At 41.1% G+C, this 21,634-nt stretch carries 17 protein-coding genes; 9 read left to right on the plus strand and 8 right to left on the minus strand.

Annotated features, from left to right (window positions below):
- The first annotated feature begins 34 nt into the window (after positions 1-34).
- The 4 genes from Q4Q52_RS07335 to Q4Q52_RS07350 all read left to right on the plus strand — a co-directional run bounded on the left by Q4Q52_RS07335 (position 35) and on the right by Q4Q52_RS07350 (position 4,517).
- Positions 35-784 carry a class I SAM-dependent methyltransferase gene (locus Q4Q52_RS07335; RefSeq protein ID WP_311905450.1) on the plus strand — a complete coding sequence of 250 codons (750 nt, stop codon included), beginning with the start codon at positions 35-37 and terminating at the stop codon, positions 782-784.
- Positions 785-1,099: 315 nt separating this feature from the next.
- Positions 1,100-1,648, plus strand: coding sequence for a TnsA endonuclease N-terminal domain-containing protein (locus Q4Q52_RS07340; protein WP_311990219.1), 549 nt, complete (start codon positions 1,100-1,102; stop codon positions 1,646-1,648).
- Entirely contained in the window at positions 1,645-3,498 is a 1,854-nt protein-coding gene (locus tag Q4Q52_RS07345; RefSeq protein WP_311990220.1) for a Mu transposase C-terminal domain-containing protein, read from the plus strand. Before Q4Q52_RS07340 ends, Q4Q52_RS07345 begins: the two co-directional genes overlap by 4 nt.
- The gene (locus tag Q4Q52_RS07350) at positions 3,495-4,517 is read left to right on the plus strand and encodes a TniB family NTP-binding protein (protein ID WP_311990221.1); all 1,023 of its coding nucleotides are present in this window, start codon (positions 3,495-3,497) and stop codon (positions 4,515-4,517) included. The genes Q4Q52_RS07345 and Q4Q52_RS07350 overlap by 4 nt, the downstream gene beginning before the upstream one ends.
- Here the strand turns inward: Q4Q52_RS07350 and Q4Q52_RS07355 are convergent.
- Both Q4Q52_RS07355 and Q4Q52_RS07360 read right to left on the minus strand, forming a co-directional pair.
- On the minus strand, positions 4,499-5,911 hold the full coding sequence (locus Q4Q52_RS07355) for a DEAD/DEAH box helicase family protein (RefSeq protein WP_311990222.1): 1,413 nt from the start codon (positions 5,909-5,911) through the stop codon (positions 4,499-4,501). The two genes, Q4Q52_RS07350 and Q4Q52_RS07355, sit on opposite strands and share 19 nt — an antisense overlap.
- Positions 5,912-5,913: 2 nt before the next feature.
- On the minus strand, positions 5,914-6,435 hold the full coding sequence (locus Q4Q52_RS07360) for a hypothetical protein (protein ID WP_311990223.1): 522 nt from the start codon (positions 6,433-6,435) through the stop codon (positions 5,914-5,916).
- Between the two features lie 220 nt (positions 6,436-6,655).
- Between Q4Q52_RS07360 and Q4Q52_RS07365 the strand changes: the two genes are divergently transcribed.
- The gene (locus Q4Q52_RS07365; protein ID WP_311990224.1) at positions 6,656-6,964 is read left to right on the plus strand and encodes a helix-turn-helix transcriptional regulator; all 309 of its coding nucleotides are present in this window, start codon (positions 6,656-6,658) and stop codon (positions 6,962-6,964) included.
- Here the strand turns inward: Q4Q52_RS07365 and Q4Q52_RS07370 are convergent.
- Genes Q4Q52_RS07370 through Q4Q52_RS07395 form a run of 6 tightly spaced genes read right to left on the minus strand, consistent with a single transcriptional unit; the run spans position 6,961 to position 16,272 of the window.
- Positions 6,961-7,620, minus strand: coding sequence for a hypothetical protein (locus Q4Q52_RS07370; protein ID WP_311990225.1), 660 nt, complete (start codon positions 7,618-7,620; stop codon positions 6,961-6,963). The two genes, Q4Q52_RS07365 and Q4Q52_RS07370, sit on opposite strands and share 4 nt — an antisense overlap.
- A 6-nt stretch (positions 7,621-7,626) precedes the next feature.
- Complete coding sequence (locus tag Q4Q52_RS07375) at positions 7,627-8,976, minus strand: cyclic GMP-AMP synthase DncV-like nucleotidyltransferase (protein WP_311990226.1); 1,350 nt, start codon at positions 8,974-8,976, stop codon at positions 7,627-7,629.
- Positions 8,977-9,015: 39 nt separating this feature from the next.
- The gene (locus Q4Q52_RS07380) at positions 9,016-9,696 is read right to left on the minus strand and encodes a DUF6602 domain-containing protein (protein WP_224021285.1); all 681 of its coding nucleotides are present in this window, start codon (positions 9,694-9,696) and stop codon (positions 9,016-9,018) included.
- Between the two features lie 43 nt (positions 9,697-9,739).
- Positions 9,740-13,438 carry a DEAD/DEAH box helicase family protein gene (locus Q4Q52_RS07385; protein ID WP_311990227.1) on the minus strand — a complete coding sequence of 1,233 codons (3,699 nt, stop codon included), beginning with the start codon at positions 13,436-13,438 and terminating at the stop codon, positions 9,740-9,742.
- A gap of 21 nt (positions 13,439-13,459) precedes the next feature.
- On the minus strand, positions 13,460-14,650 hold the full coding sequence (locus tag Q4Q52_RS07390; RefSeq protein ID WP_311990228.1) for a restriction endonuclease subunit S: 1,191 nt from the start codon (positions 14,648-14,650) through the stop codon (positions 13,460-13,462).
- Positions 14,650-16,272, minus strand: coding sequence for a class I SAM-dependent DNA methyltransferase (locus Q4Q52_RS07395; RefSeq protein WP_311990229.1), 1,623 nt, complete (start codon positions 16,270-16,272; stop codon positions 14,650-14,652). Before Q4Q52_RS07395 ends, Q4Q52_RS07390 begins: the two co-directional genes overlap by 1 nt.
- 276 nt (positions 16,273-16,548) lie before the next feature.
- On the opposite strand from Q4Q52_RS07395, the gene Q4Q52_RS07400 reads away from it, so the two are divergent.
- Genes Q4Q52_RS07400 through cas6f form a run of 4 tightly spaced genes read left to right on the plus strand, consistent with a single transcriptional unit; the run spans position 16,549 to position 21,552 of the window.
- On the plus strand, positions 16,549-17,781 hold the full coding sequence (locus tag Q4Q52_RS07400; protein ID WP_311990230.1) for a TniQ family protein: 1,233 nt from the start codon (positions 16,549-16,551) through the stop codon (positions 17,779-17,781).
- Positions 17,775-19,880 carry a type I-F CRISPR-associated protein Csy2 gene (locus Q4Q52_RS07405; RefSeq protein WP_311990231.1) on the plus strand — a complete coding sequence of 702 codons (2,106 nt, stop codon included), beginning with the start codon at positions 17,775-17,777 and terminating at the stop codon, positions 19,878-19,880. The genes Q4Q52_RS07400 and Q4Q52_RS07405 overlap by 7 nt, the downstream gene beginning before the upstream one ends.
- A gap of 9 nt (positions 19,881-19,889) precedes the next feature.
- Positions 19,890-20,939, plus strand: coding sequence for a type I-F CRISPR-associated protein Csy3 (gene csy3 / locus Q4Q52_RS07410; RefSeq protein ID WP_311990232.1), 1,050 nt, complete (start codon positions 19,890-19,892; stop codon positions 20,937-20,939).
- Between the two features lies 1 nt (position 20,940).
- Positions 20,941-21,552, plus strand: coding sequence for a type I-F CRISPR-associated endoribonuclease Cas6/Csy4 (gene cas6f / locus Q4Q52_RS07415; RefSeq protein WP_311990233.1), 612 nt, complete (start codon positions 20,941-20,943; stop codon positions 21,550-21,552).
- The last annotated feature ends 82 nt before the right edge of the window (positions 21,553-21,634 follow it).

Below are 21,634 nucleotides of genomic sequence, written 5' to 3' on the forward strand. Positions count from 1 at the left end.
ATGGCCATCATTTTCGTTGGTTAGAAGACAGCCTGTGACCCCGATTTTTTTCAATCAGCAATACCCAACACTTGTGGATATTTGTGCACGTTGGCAACTCGTCTACGATGCGAATGCGACCTTCGAATTGCGTTTTGAATCAGATACTTTATCACTGCATAAACGCGATGAGCCTAAGCTCGATGGCATAGTGGTGGACTTTGTGACTGGCGCCGTCGCCCATAGACGTAAGTTTGGTGGTGGTCGTGGCCAATCCATCGCTAAAGCCGTGGGATTAAAGCAAGGGGTTACACCGAGTGTGGTTGATGGCACTGCGGGTTTAGGGCGTGATGCGTTTGTGCTTGCAAGCCTTGGTTGCACTGTAACTATGGTTGAACGTCATCCTGTGGTTGCGGCATTGCTTGAAGACGGCCTGCGCCGCGCCTATCAAGATGCTGAAATCGGCGATTGGATGCGTGAGCGGATGCGCCTGTTTCATGGTTCGAGCCTCGAAGCCCTATCGAAATTGGCACTAGAGGTGGATGTGGTGTACCTCGACCCTATGTATCCCCACCGCGATAAATCGGCCCTCGTTAAAAAGGAAATGCGTGTATTCCAATCTTTAGTTGGCGCCGATTTAGACGCCGATGGTTTGCTCGCCCCCGCCATGGCCCTAGCCAGTAAGCGTGTAGTGGTGAAGCGCCCCGATTATGCCGAAGACCTCGCTGGCGTTAAGCCCAGTATGATTATCGAAACGAAGAAAAACCGCTTCGATGTCTATATAAAATCGGCAATGAAATCATGACACTGAAATATTAGATCTATAGCCAACAAGTTTGTCGCTGAACCCATACATTGACATAATGTACCCATAGCTTGACAAATTTAACTCATTCAATGACATAAAAATGGCTTTTGTAATTACAATACAGAAGCTATTTTCTTTAATATCAGTATCTTGGCTTTAAAATAACCCATAGTTTGACAAATATTTGTATCTTAGTACACTAAATGTACATTATTTGTGCGAATTTAACTCATGTACATAAGAAGCTTACGCAAACCATCACCGAACAAAAACGTATTTAAATTCGCTAGCGCAAAAGTTAGCGAAACGATAATGTGTGAAAGTTCATTGGAGTTTGATGCGTGCTTTCATCATGAATACAATGATTGTATAGAGGTGTTTGGTAGCCAGCCTGAAGGGTTCTATTACGCTTTTGAGGGCAAAAGATTGCCCTATACTCCTGATGCGATAATTCAGTTTTTTGATGGGACAGTAAAGTTCCATGAATATAAACCTTATAGCAAAACATTCGATCCAATCTTTAGGGCTAGATTTCTAGCAAAGAAAGCGGCTGCTCAGTCTTTAGGTGCAGATCTTATCTTGGTCACTGAACGTCAAATCCGTGTAAACCCGATTCTAAATAATCTTAAAATTTTGCATCGATATTCGGGAGTTTACGGCTTGAGCGACATTCAAGTTGAACTGCTCAATCTTATAAAAAAAACAGGGAAAATTAGTGTTAACGATGTGGCTGCAAAGCAATCATTAGCATTAGGGGAAATCCGTTCACACTTGTATTCCCTTATGCATAAAGGATTGCTTAAGGCGAACTTAAGCCAGGATGATCTTGGTTGTAATCCAGCGGTATGGTGCATTGAATGATGGATTTTGAGGATGAATTTAGTGAGTCTGAATTAGTTAAAAAACCAGATACCCCCATTCAATATGTGAAGTTAGAAGATACAGCATTAGTCAAAAGAGACTTAGATACCTTCCCTGAATTTTTAAGAGACAATGCGTTAAACAAATATCAACTCATTGTCTTCATAGACAAAAAAATTTCTGGTGGATGGACTCAAAAAAATCTAGATCCAATTCTTGATGTTCTTTTTACTACAGCCATGGACAAGCGGCCTAACTGGCGAACGTTAGTCCGTTGGCGTAAAACCTACATTGAAAGTGATGGTGACCTTGCATCATTAGTCGTTAAGCGACACAAAATGGGTAATAGAACAAGTCGAGTTAAGGGGGATGAAGTTTTTTTTGAGCAAGCACTAACTCGTTTTCTAGATGCCAAAAGACCTAGAGTATCTACAGCATATCAATACTATAGAGACGCCATCACAATTGAAAATGAGAGCATTGTTGATGGACAAATTCCTATCATTTCTTATAAAAGCTTTAACCAAAGAATAAAGTCATTACCTCCTTATCCTGTTGCAGTAGCGCGGCATGGTAAATTTAAAGCAGATCAATGGTTTGCATATTGCTCATCCCATATTCCCCCAACGCGAATATTAGAACGGGTAGAAATCGATCATACTCCACTAGATCTAATCCTGATTGACGATGAATTATCTATCCCAATTGGCAGACCTTATTTAACTTTGATTGTTGATGTTTTCAGCGGTTGTGTTTTGGGGTTTCACTTAAGCTATCGGTCGCCTTCATATGTTTCAGCTGCCAAGGCAATCGTACATGCAATAAAACCTAAATCACTTGAAGGTCTTGATATAGAGCTTCAAAATGAGTGGCCTTGCTATGGTAAATTTGAAAACCTAGTTGTGGATAATGGAGCTGAATTTTGGTCGAAAAGTTTAGAGCATGCCTGTAAAGAGGCAGGAATAAACATTCAATATAACCCAGTTCGTAAACCTTGGTTAAAGCCTTTTGTAGAACGTTTTTTCGGGATGATTAACGAATGCTTTTTAGCCGAAATACCAGGTAAAACCTTCTCGAATATCCTAGCAAAAGAAGACTATAAACCTGAAAAAGACGCCATTATGCGCTTTTCTACTTTTGTTGAAGAATTCCATCGCTGGATTGTTGATATTTATCATCAAGAATCAGACTCACGTGAAACACGAATTCCTATAAAACAGTGGCAGCGTGGCTTTGATATTTACCCGCCACTAAAGATGAGTACAGAGGACGAACAACGGTTTACTGTGCTGATGGGTATTTCAGGTGAGCGAACATTAACCAGAAACGGTTTTAAATTTGAAGAGTTAATGTATGACTCTACTGCTTTGGCCGATTACAGAAAGCATTACCCACAAACCAAAGAAACCATCAAAAAAATCATTAAAGTCGACCCTGATGATCTATCGAGTATCCATGTTTACCTCGAGGAATTAGGCGGTTATCTTAAAGTCCCCTGTACTGATAATAGTGATTATACCCACGGTTTGAGCCTTCATGAGCATAAAGTGATTAAGAAAATTAATCGTGAGATTATTCGGGAAGGGAAGGATGATTTGGGATTAGCTAAAGCGCGTATGGCTATTCATGCTCGAGTTAAACAAGAGCAAGAAGCATTTATAGCATCCAAAACCAAAGCAAAAATTACAGCGGTTAAGAAACAGGCTCAGTTGGCTGATGTGAGTAGCACAGGCCAAAATACGATAAAAATGAAAAGTGATGATCAGAGCTTACTTTTACCTAGTAAATCAGCAGCTAAACAAATCCATATTTTCGAAAACTGGGACGACGATTTAGAGGCTTTTGAATGAAGACATTAAGTCCTACTCAAATTGAACAACTGGGTAAATTTAGCGACTGTATTGTCATGCATCCTCAGCTGATAACCATTTTCAATGATTTTGATGAACTAAGGTTTAATCGAACTTTTCAATCAGATCAGCAATGTATGCTCTTAACGGGAGATACCGGAGTAGGCAAAAGCCATCTAATCAGCCACTATAAAAAACAAGTATTAGCTAGCCAAAATTACGGACGTGAATCTATACCAGTTCTAGTTAGCCGTATATCTAGTGGCAAAGGATTAGATGCAACACTAACTCAGATGTTGATGGATCTTAAACTGTTTGGAAGCCATCAAAGAAAGAAGCATGGCTATGCCACTGACTTGAGGAAAAAACTGGTTGATAACTTGGTTAAAGCCAAAGTTGAGCTGCTTATCATTAATGAGTTTCAAGAATTAATCGAGTTCAAAACAGTTCAAGAGAGACAGCTGATTGCAAATGCGTTCAAGTATATAAGTGAAGAAGCCAGAGTTCCTATTGTGTTAGTCGGTATGCCTTGGGCCGAACAAATTGCAGAAGAACCACAGTGGTCATCTCGCTTAGTGAGAAGAAGAAAACTTGAATATTTTAGTCTTCAAAAAGACAGCAAGTATTACCGCCAATATCTGATGGGTTTAGCTAAGTACATGCCCTTTGAGGAGCCTCCCAAGCTGGAAGACAAGCATGTGGCAATTCCCTTATTTGCAGCCTGTAGAGGTGAAAATAGGATTCTAAAACACTTTCTTTTAGAAGCATTGAAGAATGCGCTACTCGCAGGTGCTAACACGCTAGAAAATCAACATTTTGCTGACGCTTATACAACACTTTTCAATCGAACATCAGGGACAGTCTCAAATAATCCATTTACTCAACCAATAGAGGATATTCTGATTTCTGAAGTTTTTGAGCATTCTAGGTATAACTCAAATGCAATGTCAGCAGAAGACATGCTGATTGCTAGAGTATTTTCTAAACCACAAACCTTAGCTCAGCTACTGAGTAAATAATTATCAAACATTCTGACGATTTGCTCTTTATATGAACCTAGCAATGCCAAATTGTAAGAGTTCTCTTCGTCAATGGCTGACTTATGTGAAGCGCTAGCATGTCCATTAGTATTGGATAATGAAAAACCTGACAGATCCACATGTAACTCATTACCTATATTCCCTTGAGTAGCTTCACTTGATGTTAATTGCGGTAACTCTATGTCTAAATCCTGTGAGCCAGTCTGCTCGATAACCACAGATTGCTCTGGTAAATCTTGGTCAATTCTATAAGCAAACTCTGTCAGGCTTGATTCTGCTAACGTGAATAACCAAGCTTGTTGAGCGTCATTTGAATTAACCCTTAATATTCGACCTAGGACTTGTCGGTAATGCATTTCAGTTTTTATTCGGCTCAAATGACAACATACTTGCAGCCGAGGGATATCTGTACCTTCAGAAATCATCCCCACACTAACAATCCACTGGGTGTGACTTTGTCGAAATCCATCAATAATACAGGAAGGATTCTTTGAGCTAGATGTCACGATGCACGCACTTTGTTTAAGATCAGAGACAAGTATTTGGAGTAATCGTTTAGCATGCTTAATTGACGCCGCAACAACTAAACCGCCGGCATTCGGGTTACTCAGGCGTATTTCAGTTAATTTTTTAACGCTTTGATTCAACATATAATGCATTATTTGATGATGATTAATTAACGCCTGATAACTGTATCTTGGATCTAACAAGAGCTCAGCTATAGATGCAAATGTCTCAATCTCTTGATCAATTTCTAGTTTGATTTTGTTGTTATCAATTAAAACGATATTAGGCTGACGACAGACGTTATCCGCAATTGCCTGCTTTAATCCATAGCTAAAATCACAGTGGATTGTATTATCTGGTTCAGTGAATCGTGAAAGCACAATAGGGGCCTTGTCTGAGCGCCAAGGTGTACCAGAAAGCGCTAACGTATATGCCGCATGATATTGAATGTTTAGTAGTACCTCTTCTCCCCATGCATTGGCATTACTAAGAAGATTGCCCTTTAGATGATGAACTTCATCCATGATCACAAACACTTTATGCGTTCGTAAGAGCTGCCAAAACGCCTCAGTTAAGGAGGGCATGAACTGATAGGTATAGACACTACCAATTGCACCCATTAGCCCGTCAAATCGCTTGTTCAGACGCTTTGAAAAGGTTGAGCGAATGCTGTCATTCACCTCTGATGATGGAGAGAAGCACAGCACAAAATCAATTTTCCCCATAGCAATCAGTCTTGCAGCTAGTTCTGCAGCCATAATAGTTTTACCAGCACCTGGCGTGGCTAAACACATAAAGTGACTTTGAGTTTGGTATCGTACCAACGCCGCATCAACGCATTGGCTTTGCCATTGTCTTAACTTCACCGTCATAGGCCTTTGAGGTCGTTAAGGCATGACTCTACAGCTTTAATCTTCCCCATCAATGTTGAACTTTGATTACGAGCATTCATGTATCTTGGATAAAGCCTGGGTTTCGAATTGGGGATCTCTTCAATGAGACGTTTAAACTCTTCCGCTTCCCCAATGTATCCAAGTAAATCAACTTGATATTGGTTGAGTGTAGTCTTAAGGCGTGTTAGTTCTTGTGAGTTTGAAGATGTGATCGCTATTGCTTTGACTCGCGCGTTGCTGGGTACTAGCTGTGATTTATCGAACAGTGCTGTTTTATAATAAACGTGCTTATTCCCCTGGTTTCTTTTCTCCAAAAATCCAACATTGACCAGCTTTGCACAAGCACGACGCACCAGCTGATCTATATCTTTTGGCGATACTGAAGAATTTGCCTCTATTATCAAGTTTTTTATCTGAGTAATAGTGAATTTTTCAAGCTCTACGGCAATGATAATACTAAACAAAATTTCATTTATACGGATTAATTTTATAGCCACGGTTTTTACCAATAGTTTTTAATTTCAATGCTTAACGAGCCACTCCATGACATTTTGTTACGCTTAAATCAACAGAACCTTCATTGATAGGTAACTTGATATTACTTAGCTCAGATTAAATCTTGACAACAAGCCCTAAAAAGCTAAGGATTCCTTAGTATACCTTAAGTGAAAAAACTAAGACAATCTGAGTTATCAAAGGACAAATCATGTTGAAGCTGTGGCAGATAAAATCATCAATCCATTACCTCTTAGGCTTAAACAAGCTCGCACTGCTAAGGGAATTAGTCAAAAACAGCTTGGTATTCAGCTAGGTATGGAGGTTGGTAGCGCCAGTGCGCGTATGAATCAGTATGAGAAAGGTAAACACACGCCTGACTACAAGACCTTAAAGGCTATGGCCAATGAGTTAGGTGTGCCTGTCGCGTATTTTTTTTGTGAGTCAGAAAGCACAGCAGAGTTACTGTGCTTGCTTGAAAAGATGACTGAGGAAGAGAAAGCGGAGTTAGCTCGATTAATTAAGCGTTAGTTTTCAAGCATCAGAGAAATAGTTCCGGCTGTATTTTCACCTCGTTGCCAAGCTCTATTTGTCCAATAGGTACCGACAAGAAAAATATTATTATTTTCAAAGCGAACAACTAACTTTGCAGCACCATCGAATTTACTATCATCCGTTGGTAATGGATTATCAATAACAGATTCAAAAATATACGAAACATAGAAATTACCATCTCTCGGATCTTTGTATATTTCACTTTGAATGACAGTACTACGCTGGTAGTTATCTGTTGACTTTAATTTTATTTCAAAACCAATAAAGTCGGCTTTAATGACCATTTCAACGGTTTTTGTTTTGGAATTACCTTCTTCATCTTTAAAGCTTGAAACAACACATCCAGTCCACTTACCGTTTAAATTTGGACATACTTTCTCATTTAAAATTCCATCTAATTTTGGAATATACCATACTGACTTCCACCCCCATTTAGCAAGTAGCCAAATGATTAACACAAAAAGTAATGATACACCACTGGAATATGTAGATATTTCGAGTAAATTATCAAAACGTAAGGTTACTAAGAAATCGACCCCTCCTAATAAGCATAGGATGACTGATAATAGTAAAATTGAGAATATAAATGCTAGAGCTTTGATTAACCCAAGTTTAGGGAGCACCTTCCACATAATAGCTTACCTTTTTGGACCATAACTTTGTCGAGGAGGATTCCTCAAAGGCCTTTCAATAGAACTCACTATAACTTTTATCGATTTAGCACCTAAAATTTGACCATTGGATTCAATTACACACTCCATATAGTGAGTGCCTCTATACCCACAATGTTCTTCACAAACATCACTAAGTTTGAATGATCTAAAATGACCTAAGTCATTGGCGATTGATACTTCTTTTTCTTTGTTTCTAACCATCCACTTTACCGTTGAGTTGGTCGGATAGCTATTGGTATTAGCGATAGAGAAATCTAAATGTTCACCTAGAAATCCGTGAATAATGTCACCGGATGAGTCTTCTAAGAACCTATTATCTCGGTCTTTTTTCCGAATATTTATACTTGGTACAGTAGTAAGTGCTGGAAGGTTAGTAACATTCGCTAACTCTTCTACTTCTGCAAAAGGTGGGTATATATGTTCAAAAATAGTTGACCAAGATGGATGTGCTTCCATTGCTGATTTACAGTTGTTAGCCTGAATTAGGCTATCTAGTAAAAGTGCTAGTTGTTCACTTAGTCTTGCTTTATCTTTATCAGTACCACCGATTAAGTCATCGCCATTTATTGGACTAAGAATTTTATTATTTTCTTTTAAAAAGTGGAGTAGGTTGGCTGAATTTTTTATAAATACATCGTCATCTTGCTCAAAGTCATCAAATTTATTGGCTATGAAAACAGTGATTGCAATCGATGGAAGCTTAACTGCTCGAAGTGCAGCCCAAGTCTTAATGTTTTTAATACATCTTCTTAAGCGTGCTTTTTTTTCTGCTGGATAAGTACTTATTTTTTTGTCGAACCAGTCTTGCAAAGATTTCGGATCACTGTCTATCCAACCTAACGTTTCTGTTGCTAAGCGACAAGTTTCAGTCTCTTTATCAAAATAATATAGCGGAAGATCAATATGAAAGTTGCCTGGAAAGCAAACTCTCTCACAGTTCGGCTTTGAATCAGCTAACTTTGCATCATTATTAGCACTACAATAGCGCGTCAACACAGAACGAAAAATTGATTTAGCATCACTTGCCCGAATACCTTGAGACTCAGCATTGAACATTAAATAAACACCAGCATCAATATCAAAATCTTCATCCATTCTAACAGGACGAATTAGAGTATGATTCGGATACGATCCTTGGAGGCTGTATCTTACTTTTACGCCAAGACTATTTGATAACTCACTCTTTAAATATTGAAGTAGATGATCTTTTTTCGAGCGAGCATAGTCAATTTGTTCATCTAATAGCGTAACTCGTTTATTAAGTGTTTCCTTTTTTTCGTTTGAGGAAATAAACATATGTGCACTTTTTCCCATGAAATCCTTCTCCTATAATATTTTTTAATAGTGCAAGTTTTAATTCAACTCATCAGCTCTTTTTAACTCTTGAAAAAACATTTTTGAAAATGGAGCTGAGTGAAAAAGTTGGTATTTATTGTTTTCTTTCTTTAAGAAAAAACCCTTGGAATATGTGATATCTGCCTTATGACGATCAATGCCATTAACTTCCACGTTATCATCCAAGCAAAGGATGAAGTCAATATAATCATAAATTTTTTTGGATGAATCTTGTTCAAATATTTGATACTCTCGATCAAACTTTAAACCTGAACGCTCGAGAACGGTACTTGTTTTACCACTAATTTTGTAGCAGAACATGCCACAAACAAGATTAGGCATTCTTTGTTTTAATTTTTTTGATTTTTCTTCAAAATCGCTTATTTCGGTTAACTTTGCGTTTGTTTTAACTTCAATTATAGCTGCACATTCTTCTGAACTTATCCGTATCTGACGACCAAGAGAGCTATTCAGAGTACCTCTTTTTCGCAGAATAATGTCATGTTGGCCAAACTCTTGATCTTTAAAGTAAACCTCTCCTTTATGAAGTCTATTAGCTAAGTTATCAATTCTTGACCTGATTTCAGAATGAATAAACTCTTCACGAGCGTCACCAAGAACTCCTTTGTGGTTATATTTTTCAACGGCTCTTGACTGCAACCTTAGTAGATCATCAATGTATTCATATAGATATTCCACGGCTAGCATTTATCCTTAAGTATTTTCCATATCAGCATTATCTTTAAGCCGTCATTGGTTGTTCAGTCGTCACCATTGCATTGGCATTCACCGCTCGTATCACCCCAAACAGCTCGACCACTTTGCCTTCATCAAAAAAGCCGTAGGCGCTTTCGCCGTGGTAGTCAGTAAAAGGCGGCTCGAATATATGCGCCATATCTAGCACACCATTATTAACTAAGTAATCAATAACTTGGTTTACAAAGTTAATTTGTTCGGCGTTATATATCCCTTCATCTAAGAAGCTGCTGAAGGCTTCCTTAGCGGCATTCAAGTCCATGCCCACCAATTGCCGAATAAAGGTGCCTAATGGCTTTTCTTGTAGTATTTGGTGGCGATAGGCATCAACATCACTCATGCCACTGGCGTCTAACAGTAAACCGTCAAGAACATCTAAGTCGGCTTGGGTAATGGGTTTATTGCGCTTGAGTTTTTGAATGGTCAGTTGATCTTGATGATCTTGAATATACAGCTCAATTTTCTTGCGGTATTGGGCTAAATCCATCGTAGGATTTTGATACACGGCTGTTACGTCATGTACACCTTGTACTTCATCCACAAATTGGGTGTATACCACCTCTTTTTTATCTTTATCCAAGGCAAACATTAGGTTACGCAAGCGCTTACGAATATCTTCTAATGTCGTTACATGAATATCTTGCCAAAACTCATGCACTTGAATGTCTTGAATTAACTGTAACTGCGCTTGTACGGCAGGGATGGTGGACTTGGCCTCAAGTTGCTGGGCGATTTCCATCACTCGTTGCCGACTCAGTTCTGGCAGCATGCCTTTTTCAAGTAAGGCTAACTGCATGGTTAACATCAGATTGTCAAAACGATTGGATAAATTATTAACCTGCTCATCCTGATTAAAAGCGTCGGCTTCTGTGGGGAGCGCCGAGACATGGCTTTCAAGCTCAGTAAATTTTGCATCATCAATATGATCCCAAAAACCGCGTTCCAAAAACGGTTCAACCTTCTGACGTTTGGGCCTCACAATAAAATTATCAAGGTTCATGCCCGTTACTTGATGATGCAGCATATCCAGTTGATAGTTGTTTAAGCCCCGCAGTAGCTCGCAATCTTCGGGGTATTTATCGCGGTAGGTTTCATCGAGCAAGCGGGCATTGAGCAAGGTACTTAATTGTACCCGCTTTTCAAACACTTGCTGCATAACTGGTTTTGTAATGCCGACGGGTAAACCTTCAGGGTTGGCGTCAAAAAACTCAAAGTTTTGGCAATAATCGAATATTTTAAAAGTGGTTTTGTCATCACCTGGGCCAAATAAATTGGGGCATAAACGGGTGCCTCGGCCAACCATCTGAGTAAATTTGACCTTAGAGCGAACCACTTTAAAAAACACTAAATTGACTACTTCAGGCACATCAATACCTGTGTCAAGCATATCCACCGATATCGCAATTCGGCAGGTGGGATTCTTCGGATCAAAGTCTTTGCGCTCGTTTTCATCGCCGCCAAACTCATCGATCAAACTTTGGGCATAGGTTTCTTTAAAGGTGATCACCCGCGCCAGCTTTCCTGCCCATTTGGGGTAGTTTTTGTTAAACATTTTTTCAAGGAATACCGCATGATCATTGTTGGCCGCAAAGATGATGGTTTTACCTATCACATCGCCACCTTCCACATGAATGCCCCCAAGCGGCTCTTTACTCATCAGCTGGGCAAACATCTTCTCGGCGGTATCTTCATTGAACAGGAATTTATTTAATTCAGACGGCAAAACCTCATCGCGGCCCTCAAGCTCGGGTTTACTTTCCCATTCCTGTTTTTCCTCATCCGATAATGCTTGGTACTTCACCCCATCACGCAAAAACTGCGTCGCGACCGAAATCTTAGTCGGTGGCACTAAGTATTTTTCGGCATAGGCGCTGCCGTCTTCATAGGCATAGGTGGGCATGCCTTTTTGTAAGTCAAAAATGCCGTAGGTATCCTTTTCAACCTCATCTTTCGGGGTGGCGGTTAAGCCTACTAACAGGCCGTCAAAATACTCAAAAATTTGCCGATACTTGGCATATACCGAGCGATGCGCTTCATCGACAATGATTAAATCAAAATGGCCGACACCAAAGGGGCGCTCTTTCGCGCCACGGTCGAGCAGGTTTTTCATGGTGGGATAAGTGGCAAAATACAAGCGGCTGTCGATGCTGTCTTTGCTCTGGCCAGAACTTAATATGGCGCAACTGACACGGGGTAAAAGTTTAACAAAGTTCTTTTTTGCTTGAGATAACAACGCATTGCGATCGGCCAAAAACAACACGTTTTTCACCCAGTTATTTTTAACCAACAAATCGACCAGACTTATCACAGTACGGGTTTTACCCGTACCCGTTGCCATCACCAGTAGCGCCTTGCGTTGATGTTCAAGCTCAAAGTGCTGCAAAATATGGGTAATCGCCGCTTTTTGATAATGACGGTTGGTAATATCCTCATTGATCTGGGTAGTCAGTTTTTTGCCTTTACCCTTATCGTCATTAAAAAACGCCACCCTGTCACTGCGGCGCTTAATCATTAGCGCCAATTCATCGTGGGTATAAAAACCTTGTACTTTGCGCGGCGGGTAAAAGGCATCATCCCACAAATACGTTTCGTAACCGTTGCTGTAAAAAATAATCGGCCGCACACCGCATTGACGCGCTAAACAATCGGCATACAGCTTGGCTTGCTGTTGGCCGTCTTCTGGGCGGCGACTGGTGCGCTTAGCTTCGACGACTGCCAGCGCAGTGCCATCATCGCCCCAGAGCACATAATCGACAGCACCATTGCCCAGTGGATTAGCCTCCGAGATTGGCATGGTGGACACGGGATATTCGCGGTCGCGCTTAGCTTTAAGCGGCCAGCCCGCCTCATCTAGCAGCGCATCTATCAGGTAATCACGGGTTTCGACTTCGTTATAGTCATGGCTGTCCTGCGTGCTATCGGCCGTTTGCTTGGCCTTGGCAATTTGCGCAAGCAAAGTTTCGTTCTGCGCTTTTAACGCGGTATTTTCACTCAGCTGCTTTTGATAGTCTTCACGCTTAATGCTGTCACTTTCGGCGAGCTGTTTTTCAAGCTCTTGCACCCGCTTAATACTGCTGATGGCTTTAGTGACCAAGCCCGCATCAATGGCGAGCTTTTGCGGTACTAGGGCTTCATCAAAGGGCGCGATGGTAAAGCGGGTTTTATCGAGCGTTGGCGTATAAGTGCGCATAAACCAATACAGTACATGGTGCAGCTCTTTGACCGCTTGCAACGCATCCCGTTGTGGTGGGGTACTTTTGCCGTGCACCGCCTCGTTACCGATTTTTATGATGAGTTTAAGCTTGGGGAATAAGTTACTGGCAAGGTTATCTTTAAAGCCTTGGTCATGGATAAGCGACATTAAGGTCGCATCATGGCGCGGCCGTTTTAGCCAGTTGTCGATATCAAACACGGTTTCAACCATTAGCTCCAGCGCGTTACGGGCATAAAAGCCTGCAATACGTGGGTCGCTTTTAATATTGGCCTCGGCGCTTTGGGCGCGGGCCAGTATTTCGGCGCAATGTCGGCTAAAGAGATTGGCCTCCTTGCCTACCTTGGCATTCGCGGTATTAGCGCTAGAATTGGCTGCGCTAAGCAGCTCAGCCATAAACGTAAAGTTGCTAACACCCAGCGCTACACTGGCGGGGGTTACTGTACTGGCGGAAGGAGTGACCGTCTCTGACATGTAATTTCCTTTTACATTTTATTAGGTTTTCACGTTAGCAAGGTTAAGTTCGCCGCTAAAGGCTTTTTGCATTAGAGCGTTGAAATTATTTGATACTTCTTTCATCAGCTCTCTGTTTATATCGATTTGTTGTTGAATTTGAATCAACTGGCTTGAGTATTGTTTTTGGTCACTAAAACTAGGCAGATAAAATTCAAAAAGTGATAACTCTTTCCTGTTAATTTTCGGTATGTTAGCTCGCGAAGCCAACACCTGTAGGTACTCATCAAATGTAAGAGATAGAATTAATCCCCAAATGAATTCTTTCGTAGAAATACCATCTACTGGTTCCAATGGGTACATATCTGCACTACATAATCCATCAAAATTAGGAATTGCTACTTTTTTCAAATTGGGACGGATTTTTGAAAACAGAACACACCCTTGTTTGAAATGAAATTTACCACTAATCAATCCATCTTCTTTTGCTGTTTTATACGGTAGTATTTTCCCTGTGATTTTTTCAATGTGTTCAGGGCCGATATGTGGCATATCTTCATATTGCTCTAACTTGGGGTCCACTAATTTACTTGAAATATTAAATATCTCACTGAAAAAGACTTTCTTTGTATAACGTCCTTTTACCCTAAGATCACCGAACATCTCGATAAAGACAGACTGGGCGAGGCTGTTTAGCTCTTGCTCCATTTGTTCGCAGTCTTTACGCAGTTGATCGGCTTTTTCTAATACCCCCGCAATTTGCTTTTGGGTTTCCAGTGGTGGGAGTGGGATTTGGAACTCTGCTAGTTCAGAAACCCTAATATTCTTAATATTCGCACCATCTGAAGCTCCAGACCAGTTTCTAAAAGTTGGTGAACATAAGAAATAATAGAGATAGCTAGGAACACATTTAGTAATATCAGGCCTTATACCAGAACAGAAAGCTCCAAAAGATCCAATCCAATCCTCACTCGCTTTTGCACACTTACCTACCAAACTAGAACTTCCAGAAGACATACACATGATGATGTCATTCTTTTTGATAATCTGATTTTCTTTAATTTTTTCCTTTGGAACCCAAATTTGACCTTCATCTATTAATAGTTCGTTTTGAATACTACCAGCACGAATAACAGGTAATAGGCCTTTCTCTGGTGTTGATGAGCCATCAGCTTTAGAGAAAGTAATTCCCCTCACAATTTCAGATATTGCGTCCAAAGCAACAAGTTTCATCACAGCAATTTCTCCAACTCTTGCACACCCGTCGCCATTTTTTCTTGCAGGGTTTTAATTCGCGCTAAAATGTCTTTTGGCGAGTCATATTGCACTGCTTCGTACACCACTTGCTTATATTTATTCAGGCTTAAATCGCAGTCATTGGCGGTAATGCGTGCCACTGGCACCATAAAGCTTTGCTCTGTGGTGCTGCGTTTATACTCAGGGCTGGCAAAGTTCGGCGTGCCATCGGGATTGGTTAAGCTGGTAAAGCGGGCAATAATATCGGCAATATTGCTTTGCTCGTGGGTCGGCTGCCCTTGACTACCATCTGGGCCGTCTTTAAACAGTGGCGAACGTTTATCATCCAGCGAGTACCCATCGGCCTGCATATCGTAAAACCACACCTTGTCGGTGCCGCCGGAGTTGGTTTTGGTGAAGATTAAAATTGCGGTGCTCACCCCCGCATAGGGCTTAAACACCCCCGATGGCAGCGAGATAACCGCCTCAAGCTTTTGCTCGTTAACCAGTTTTTCGCGAATGCTTTTGTGGGACTTGGTTGAGCCAAATAATACCCCGTCTGGCACAATCACCGCGGCGCGGCCACCGACTTTAAGCATGCGTAAAATCAGCGCTAAAAACAGCAGTTCGGACTTTTCAGTCGGGCCCTTGGCTTTCACTTCAACTTGGGTTTCAACCCCGTCTGCATCGATTTCGGTTTTGTACTTTGGCGCGACTTTTTTGGCGGCAGGGTTTTTACCCAGCGCGCGCAGTAAATCCGGCGCAATAATGTCAAAATCGACCGAGCCCTTAAAGGGCGGGTTGGCCAAAATCAAGCTATAGGCTTCGCGAATATTGGCATCGCCTTGGTCTTGTAAACTATCGCGATACAGCACAGTTGGGTTTTCAATGCCGTGCAGCAGCATGTTCATCGCGCCGATGCGCAGCATACTTTTATCAAAGTCAAAGCCGGTGAACATGGCATTATTAAAGTGCTGGCGATTGGCAGGCTTATTAACCTCTTGCTTGTAGCGGTGTTCAACGTATTCGAGCGCCGCCATTAAAAAGCCACAGGTACCAGATGCAGGGTCGCAAATGGTGTCGCCCAGTTTTGGCTGCATCAGCTCGACCATCATTTGAATAATGTGGCGCGGGGTGCGGAACTGGCCGTTAACGCCCGATTGTTGCAATTTGCTTAATAGATATTCGTATAAGTCGCCCTTGGTGTCTTTGTCGTCCATGTTGATGGCATTGAGCAAATCGACCACTTGCGATAGCAGCTTAGCGGAGGGGATCATAAAGATGGCATCTTTCATGTGCTCAGCAAAGCTGCCTTCATCGTGAAGATTTTTGATTTTAGGAAACACCTGATTTTGGACTATGTCCATCATCACATCAGGATCTTTATCTTTAAAATGACTCCAGCGCAGTGCTTGTTCATCAGGGCCAAAAATGGGGTTAGCCACAGCAATGCCCGTGGCCTGCGCGCGCCGCTCTGCGGTGCGCTGAAGCTCGTCTAAACGGCGGATAAATAACAGATAAGAGATTTGCTCAATCACAGAGATAGGGTTGGCGACACCGCCAGTCCAGAACATAGTCCACACTTGGTCGATTTGATTACGTATTTTGCCTGTTAACATTTAATCTCTCTGTATTCAATATCACGAATCAAGCGGGGTATGGGCCACTTGATATGAGCCGCTTGGATATAGGCAGGAGCCTTAGCATTTGGCGGCTAAAAAATTGGCCTCATCATAGCAGCAAATTTGCGTTATGTTATGGTAATAGGTCAAATTTTTGAGCCAGTTATCTGCATGAGTTAAAGGTTATGGAAGGTAAAATTTGGAGGATTAACTTGCTATTTTTTCGGCATAACCTTATCGTCAAACTAAGAATTACTTAGTTTTTGGTGGGTGATGGCATTTTTATTTTCCCCTAGAGCGCGTGCATTCATTGATGAGTCGCTTGAAAGTTATTTGCTTCGAATCGTTTCAGAGAACTTTTTTGATTCTTATCAGCAGCTCAGTTTGGCGATCAGAGAAGAGCTACATGAGCTCGATTTTGAGGCACATGGGGCTTTTCCTATCGAGCTAAAACGCCTCAATATTTATCATGCCAAGCACAATAGCCACTTTAGGATGAGGGCACTGAGTTTGCTTGAGTCCCTTCTTGGTTTACCTCCTCATGAACTGGAGAAAATAGCCCTATTTAGATCTAACAGAGTCTTTATGGGGTCTAGCGTTGCAGTGCATCGTAATGGTATCGATATTCCTTTGAGCTTTATCCGTTATGCCAATGAGGATGATGTCGAGAGTGTGCCCGTTTGCCCTGAGTGCTTAAAGGATGAGCCTTATATTCGGCAAGTTTGGCATTTAAAACCATATACTGCCTGTGCCAAGCATGAGTGCGCGTTGATCCATCATTGCCCAGAATGCAAAGCAAAGCTCAACTACATCGAGAAAGAATCGATTAGCTATTGTTCATGTGGATTTGAGCTTTCAAAAGCAGCAGTTATTAGCGCCAAACAATCAGATCTCATGTTAGCGCGAAGCCTTATCAATGGTGATGTTACCTCTACAAATCCACTTATTAATGAAACATCTGCGACTCACCGACTTGCGGCTCTACTTTGGTACCAAAAGCGTCATGGTGGAAGTAATGACAATTCTTTTAGCGATGCAATTGAGTATTTTGATAACTGGCCTGACAACTTTTATCAAGAACTGGATAAAGTGACTCAAGGTGCTGAACTAAGGCTGATAGAGCTATTTAATCGTACTGCTTTTCGGTTTATTTTTGGTGAGTTGATTTTGCATTCACGATGTCTTTATCCAGAGGATAAAGAGCCACATTTTATCTATGTTGCTTTAATGCGTTATTTGCAAAGATTAGTTGAGTTACATCCAAAATCGAAAAAACCTAACGTGGCTGATACGCTAGTGACAGTTGCAGAAACGGCGGTTTTACTATCAACAACCCAAGAGCAGGTTTATCGGCTTCATCAAGATGGGATATTAACGTCGGCGTTTAGACAAAAAATGAAGCAGCGGATTGACCCTCACACAGCTGTATTTTATTTAAGGCAAGTGATCGAATATAAAAGTAGCTTTGGTAGTGATAGACAGGGGATGTACTTATCGGCATGGTAAAGAATTTACATTTGCGAGAACTGCTAGATATTGAAGATGTTCAAGCACGTTCGGCAGCGTTGAGGCGTGCATTTGCTGCTTATACAGAACCGTTAGATGTGACTGGCGAGGAAAGCTCTGCCCTAATTATTTTGCTTAATCTTACCTATCCGAAAAAGTTGGTGGATGACTTACTCGATAAAAGGTTAGCTAGAACAACGGTTAACAACCAAACCCATATTGATGTTTGCATTGACGAAGTACAATGGCTGCATACCCATAATCTCAAGTACCCAGATATTCGGGTCAGTAAACAAAGGCTCGTTGCCCCCAGTCCTCAATTACATCCCAATATACTGAGTAGCGCTAATTGCCAGCGTACTTTAGGGTGGTCTCATGACAGTGCTAAAGTCAATTTTGCCAAGCTGTTTGGCTGCCAGTTTATTTGGCAAGGTAAAGTAACTTGCCTTGCAACGTTAATGTGTGAAGCACCAAAACACTGGAAAGAGGCTTTTCAAGAACTTGGCATGCCTGTTAAAGATTTTATGAATGTTTGCGGCAGGGTGAAGCGTTTTTTACCTGAGGAGTTAAGCCCAGATAGAGTCGATAAATACTCCGTACAGGTTCGAATGCCATTCCGTGATGGATATATAGCGATTACCCCCGTTGTAAGCCATGCACTTCAGTCTGAACTCCAACAAGCAGCAATCAAAAAACAGGGCCGATATACCAGTCTTGAGTTTATTCGTCCCGCGGCAGTCAGTGAGCTAGCCGCATCTCTTGGCGGTAATGTTAAAGCTCTGAATTATCCGCCTCGTATTAATAAAAAAACTTACGGATTAAGCGACAATTTACTGGCTAGGGTTTTATCTGGTCAGGATGTATTGAATCTAAATGTATTGTCACAGCGCAGGTTTATCAAGGCATTGGATGAGCTGTTATCGAGCTCCTCAGCATTGGCGTTAAAGCAACGCAGGCAGCAAAAAGTCTCCTGTCTTAAACAGATAAGAGAGATATTATCTGAGTGGCTTGCGCCAATGTTGGAATGGCGATTTGAGGTCCAAGAAGGACCGAGAAATTTTAGTGAGCTTGAGCCTATTAATGGCTCATTAGAGTATCAGTTTTTAACCTTTGAGAATGAGCTATTACCTGAATTGCTGATGCCTCTGTTCGGTAGATTAAATTCGGTGATGTCGCATTCTGCAACGATAAGTCAGTATGCCTTTCACCAGAGATTGATGCCCTATCTTCGAAATAGCTTGAAATGGTTGTTAACTCATTTGGCTTATAAAGAACCTTTGCTACAAAAAGATGCTGAGGATGAGCATTTCCAGCGATATTTACATTTGAAAGGTATTCGGGTGTTTGATGCCCAAGCTTTATCTAATCCCTATTGTGTTGGTATTCCTTCTCTCACAGCTGTTTGGGGAATGATGCATAACTACCAGCGGCGATTAAATGAAGGCTTGGGTACTCAGCTTCGATTAACCTCATTTTCGTGGTTTATTCGTCAGTACTCATCTGTCTCGGGCAAAAAACTGCCTGAGTACAGTATGCAAGGATCGAAAGATAATCAATTTAGACGAGCTGGAATAATTGATAATAGACATTGTGATTTAGTGTTTGATCTTGTCATTCATATTGATGGTTATGAAGACGATTTAGCTATCTTAGATAATCAAACTGAAATGTTGAAAGCAAGATTTCCGGCGAACTTTGCCGGTGGAGTAATGCATCCTCCCGAGTTAGATGCTGTTGGTGCGTGGTGCCAGCTTTATCAATCCGAAGCTGAACTTTTCTCAACATTGAAAAGACTGCCTATGTCAGGAAAATGGATTATGCCGACTAGATATTCAATGGGTAATATTAGTGATCTTCTGTTTTTGTTGGATAAAAATTCATCGCTGTGTCCCACTATGGTTGGCTATTTACCATTGACTGAACCCGTTAGCCGAGTAGGTAGCCTAGAGCCTTTGCATTGCTATGCTGAACCAGCGCTTGGCGTAGTTGAGTGTGCATCGGCAATTGAGATAAGGTTACAGGGGCAAATAAACTATTTTAAGAGAGCGTTTTGGATGTTAGAGGCAAAAGAGCATTCAATGCTGATGAAACGGATTTAAGGAAGGTTTATGGAGCTATGCAATGTTTTAAAGTATGACCGATCCCTCTACCCAAGTAAGGCGGTATTTTTCTATAAAACGGCCGGTTCTGATTTTGTTCCTCTTGAAGCTGAAATCACTCGTATACGTGGTCAAAAAGCTGGATTCACTGAAGCTTTTAATCCTCAATTTAAGTCGAAAAACTTAGCACCCCAGGACCTTACACACTGTAATCCTCTAACGATTGAGGAATGTTATGTTCCGCCAAATGTAGGACACATCTATTGCCGCTTCTCGCTAAGAGTACAAGCTAACTCGCTCAAACCCTCTGGCTGCAGCGATCCTGAAGTTTTTACTTTGCTTGAAAAGTTGTCGGCAGCATTTAAGGAGTGCGACGGTTACCAAGAGCTGGCGACCCGTTTTTGTAAAAATCTGCTGTTAGGAACTTGGCTCTGGCGTAATCAAAACTCTGGTAACACTCAAATAGATATTAAAACCAGTACGGGAAAGTGTTATCAAATAAGTAATACGAGGCAGTTAGCTTGGAATATTTGGTCTGATGAAGCTCGGACTGTTCTTGATGAATTAAGTAAAGAGATGCACTTAGCTTTGACTGATCCGAATGTATTTTGGAACGCTGATATTACGGCAAAAATTGAGACTGTCTTTTGCCAAGAGATCTACCCAAGCCAAACCTTTGGTGAAAAGTCTGCAGAAGGTGAAACTTCAAAACAGTTTACTAAGGTTAAATGTACTGATGGTCGTTATGCGGTGAGTTTTAATTCGGTCAAGATAGGTGCGGCTATTCAATCAATTGATAGTTGGTGGGATCAGGACGATGTTAAACGGTTACGAGTACATGAGTACGGTGCGGACAAAGAGCTGGGTATTGCACGACGTTCACCTGAATCTGCACTGAGTTTTTATACTTTATTTGTAAATACTGAGCTGTATTTAGCTGAACTCAATCAACAGGCTGCAGAGTCAGGGCATTCAATTCATCCTAATATTTACTATCTTTTTGCTGTCCTGATAAAGGGTGGTATGTTCCAGAAGAAAGCCGAAACGAAGAAGGCATAATATGCAGCGCTACTATTTTATGGTGCGTTTCTTACCACGAGAAGCAAACTTGGCTCTGCTAATGGGGCGTTGTATCTCAGTTATGCATGGGTATATCTGCAAACATGAAATTAAAGGTCTTGGGGTGACGTTTCCTGCTTGGTCAGACGCTTCTATCGGGAATGTCATTGCTTTTGTTCATTCTGATGAAATTGTATTGAGTGAGCTGAAGCAACAATCCTATTTTCAATATATGAAAGAATGTGGCTTTTTTAGCCTTGGTAACGTTGAAATTGTGCCTAGTGATTGTATAGAAGTAAGGTTTAAGCGTAATCAGGCAATTGCAAAGATGTTTGTTGGTGAGGCTCGCAGACGCTTAAAACGTTTGGAAAAACGAGCGTTAACTCGAGATGAGACATTTAATCCTAAAAAAAATACTCAGCCAAGAGAGTTTTACACTTTTCATCGTATAGCAATCAGCAGCGGTAGTAATAAGCAAGATTACCTTCTTCATATACAGAAAATATTATCAAAGGAGCAAACTGAACCATTATTTAGTAGCTATGGACTTGCAAGCAATCAACAACAAAATGGAACAGTACCGGAGCTATCTTGTCTTGTAGATAAGATTTGACCTTTGGATCTTATGGTTCATGTAACATTTTGATTGTAAAGAATAATTTCATGTGAGCAATTATATGGTTATTAGCTTAATT

Source organism: Shewanella sp. SP1S2-4 (assembly GCF_031932075.1).
GTDB lineage: Bacteria > Pseudomonadota > Gammaproteobacteria > Enterobacterales > Shewanellaceae > Shewanella > Shewanella baltica.

Coding starts and splice junctions, on each gene's coding strand:
- Q4Q52_RS07345 (WP_311990220.1), top strand. CDS start 1,645: ATGATGGATTTTGAGGATGAATTTAGTGAGTCTGAATTAGTTAAAAAA.
- csy3 (WP_311990232.1), top strand. CDS start 19,890: ATGGAGCTATGCAATGTTTTAAAGTATGACCGATCCCTCTACCCAAGT.
- Q4Q52_RS07395 (WP_311990229.1), bottom strand. CDS start 16,272: ATGTTAACAGGCAAAATACGTAATCAAATCGACCAAGTGTGGACTATG.
- Q4Q52_RS07385 (WP_311990227.1), bottom strand. CDS start 13,438: ATGTCAGAGACGGTCACTCCTTCCGCCAGTACAGTAACCCCCGCCAGT.
- Q4Q52_RS07400 (WP_311990230.1), top strand. CDS start 16,549: ATGGCATTTTTATTTTCCCCTAGAGCGCGTGCATTCATTGATGAGTCG.
- Q4Q52_RS07390 (WP_311990228.1), bottom strand. CDS start 14,650: ATGAAACTTGTTGCTTTGGACGCAATATCTGAAATTGTGAGGGGAATT.
- Q4Q52_RS07375 (WP_311990226.1), bottom strand. CDS start 8,976: ATGGGAAAAAGTGCACATATGTTTATTTCCTCAAACGAAAAAAAGGAA.
- Q4Q52_RS07340 (WP_311990219.1), top strand. CDS start 1,100: ATGTGTGAAAGTTCATTGGAGTTTGATGCGTGCTTTCATCATGAATAC.
- Q4Q52_RS07350 (WP_311990221.1), top strand. CDS start 3,495: ATGAAGACATTAAGTCCTACTCAAATTGAACAACTGGGTAAATTTAGC.
- Q4Q52_RS07405 (WP_311990231.1), top strand. CDS start 17,775: ATGGTAAAGAATTTACATTTGCGAGAACTGCTAGATATTGAAGATGTT.
- cas6f (WP_311990233.1), top strand. CDS start 20,941: ATGCAGCGCTACTATTTTATGGTGCGTTTCTTACCACGAGAAGCAAAC.
- Q4Q52_RS07370 (WP_311990225.1), bottom strand. CDS start 7,620: ATGTGGAAGGTGCTCCCTAAACTTGGGTTAATCAAAGCTCTAGCATTT.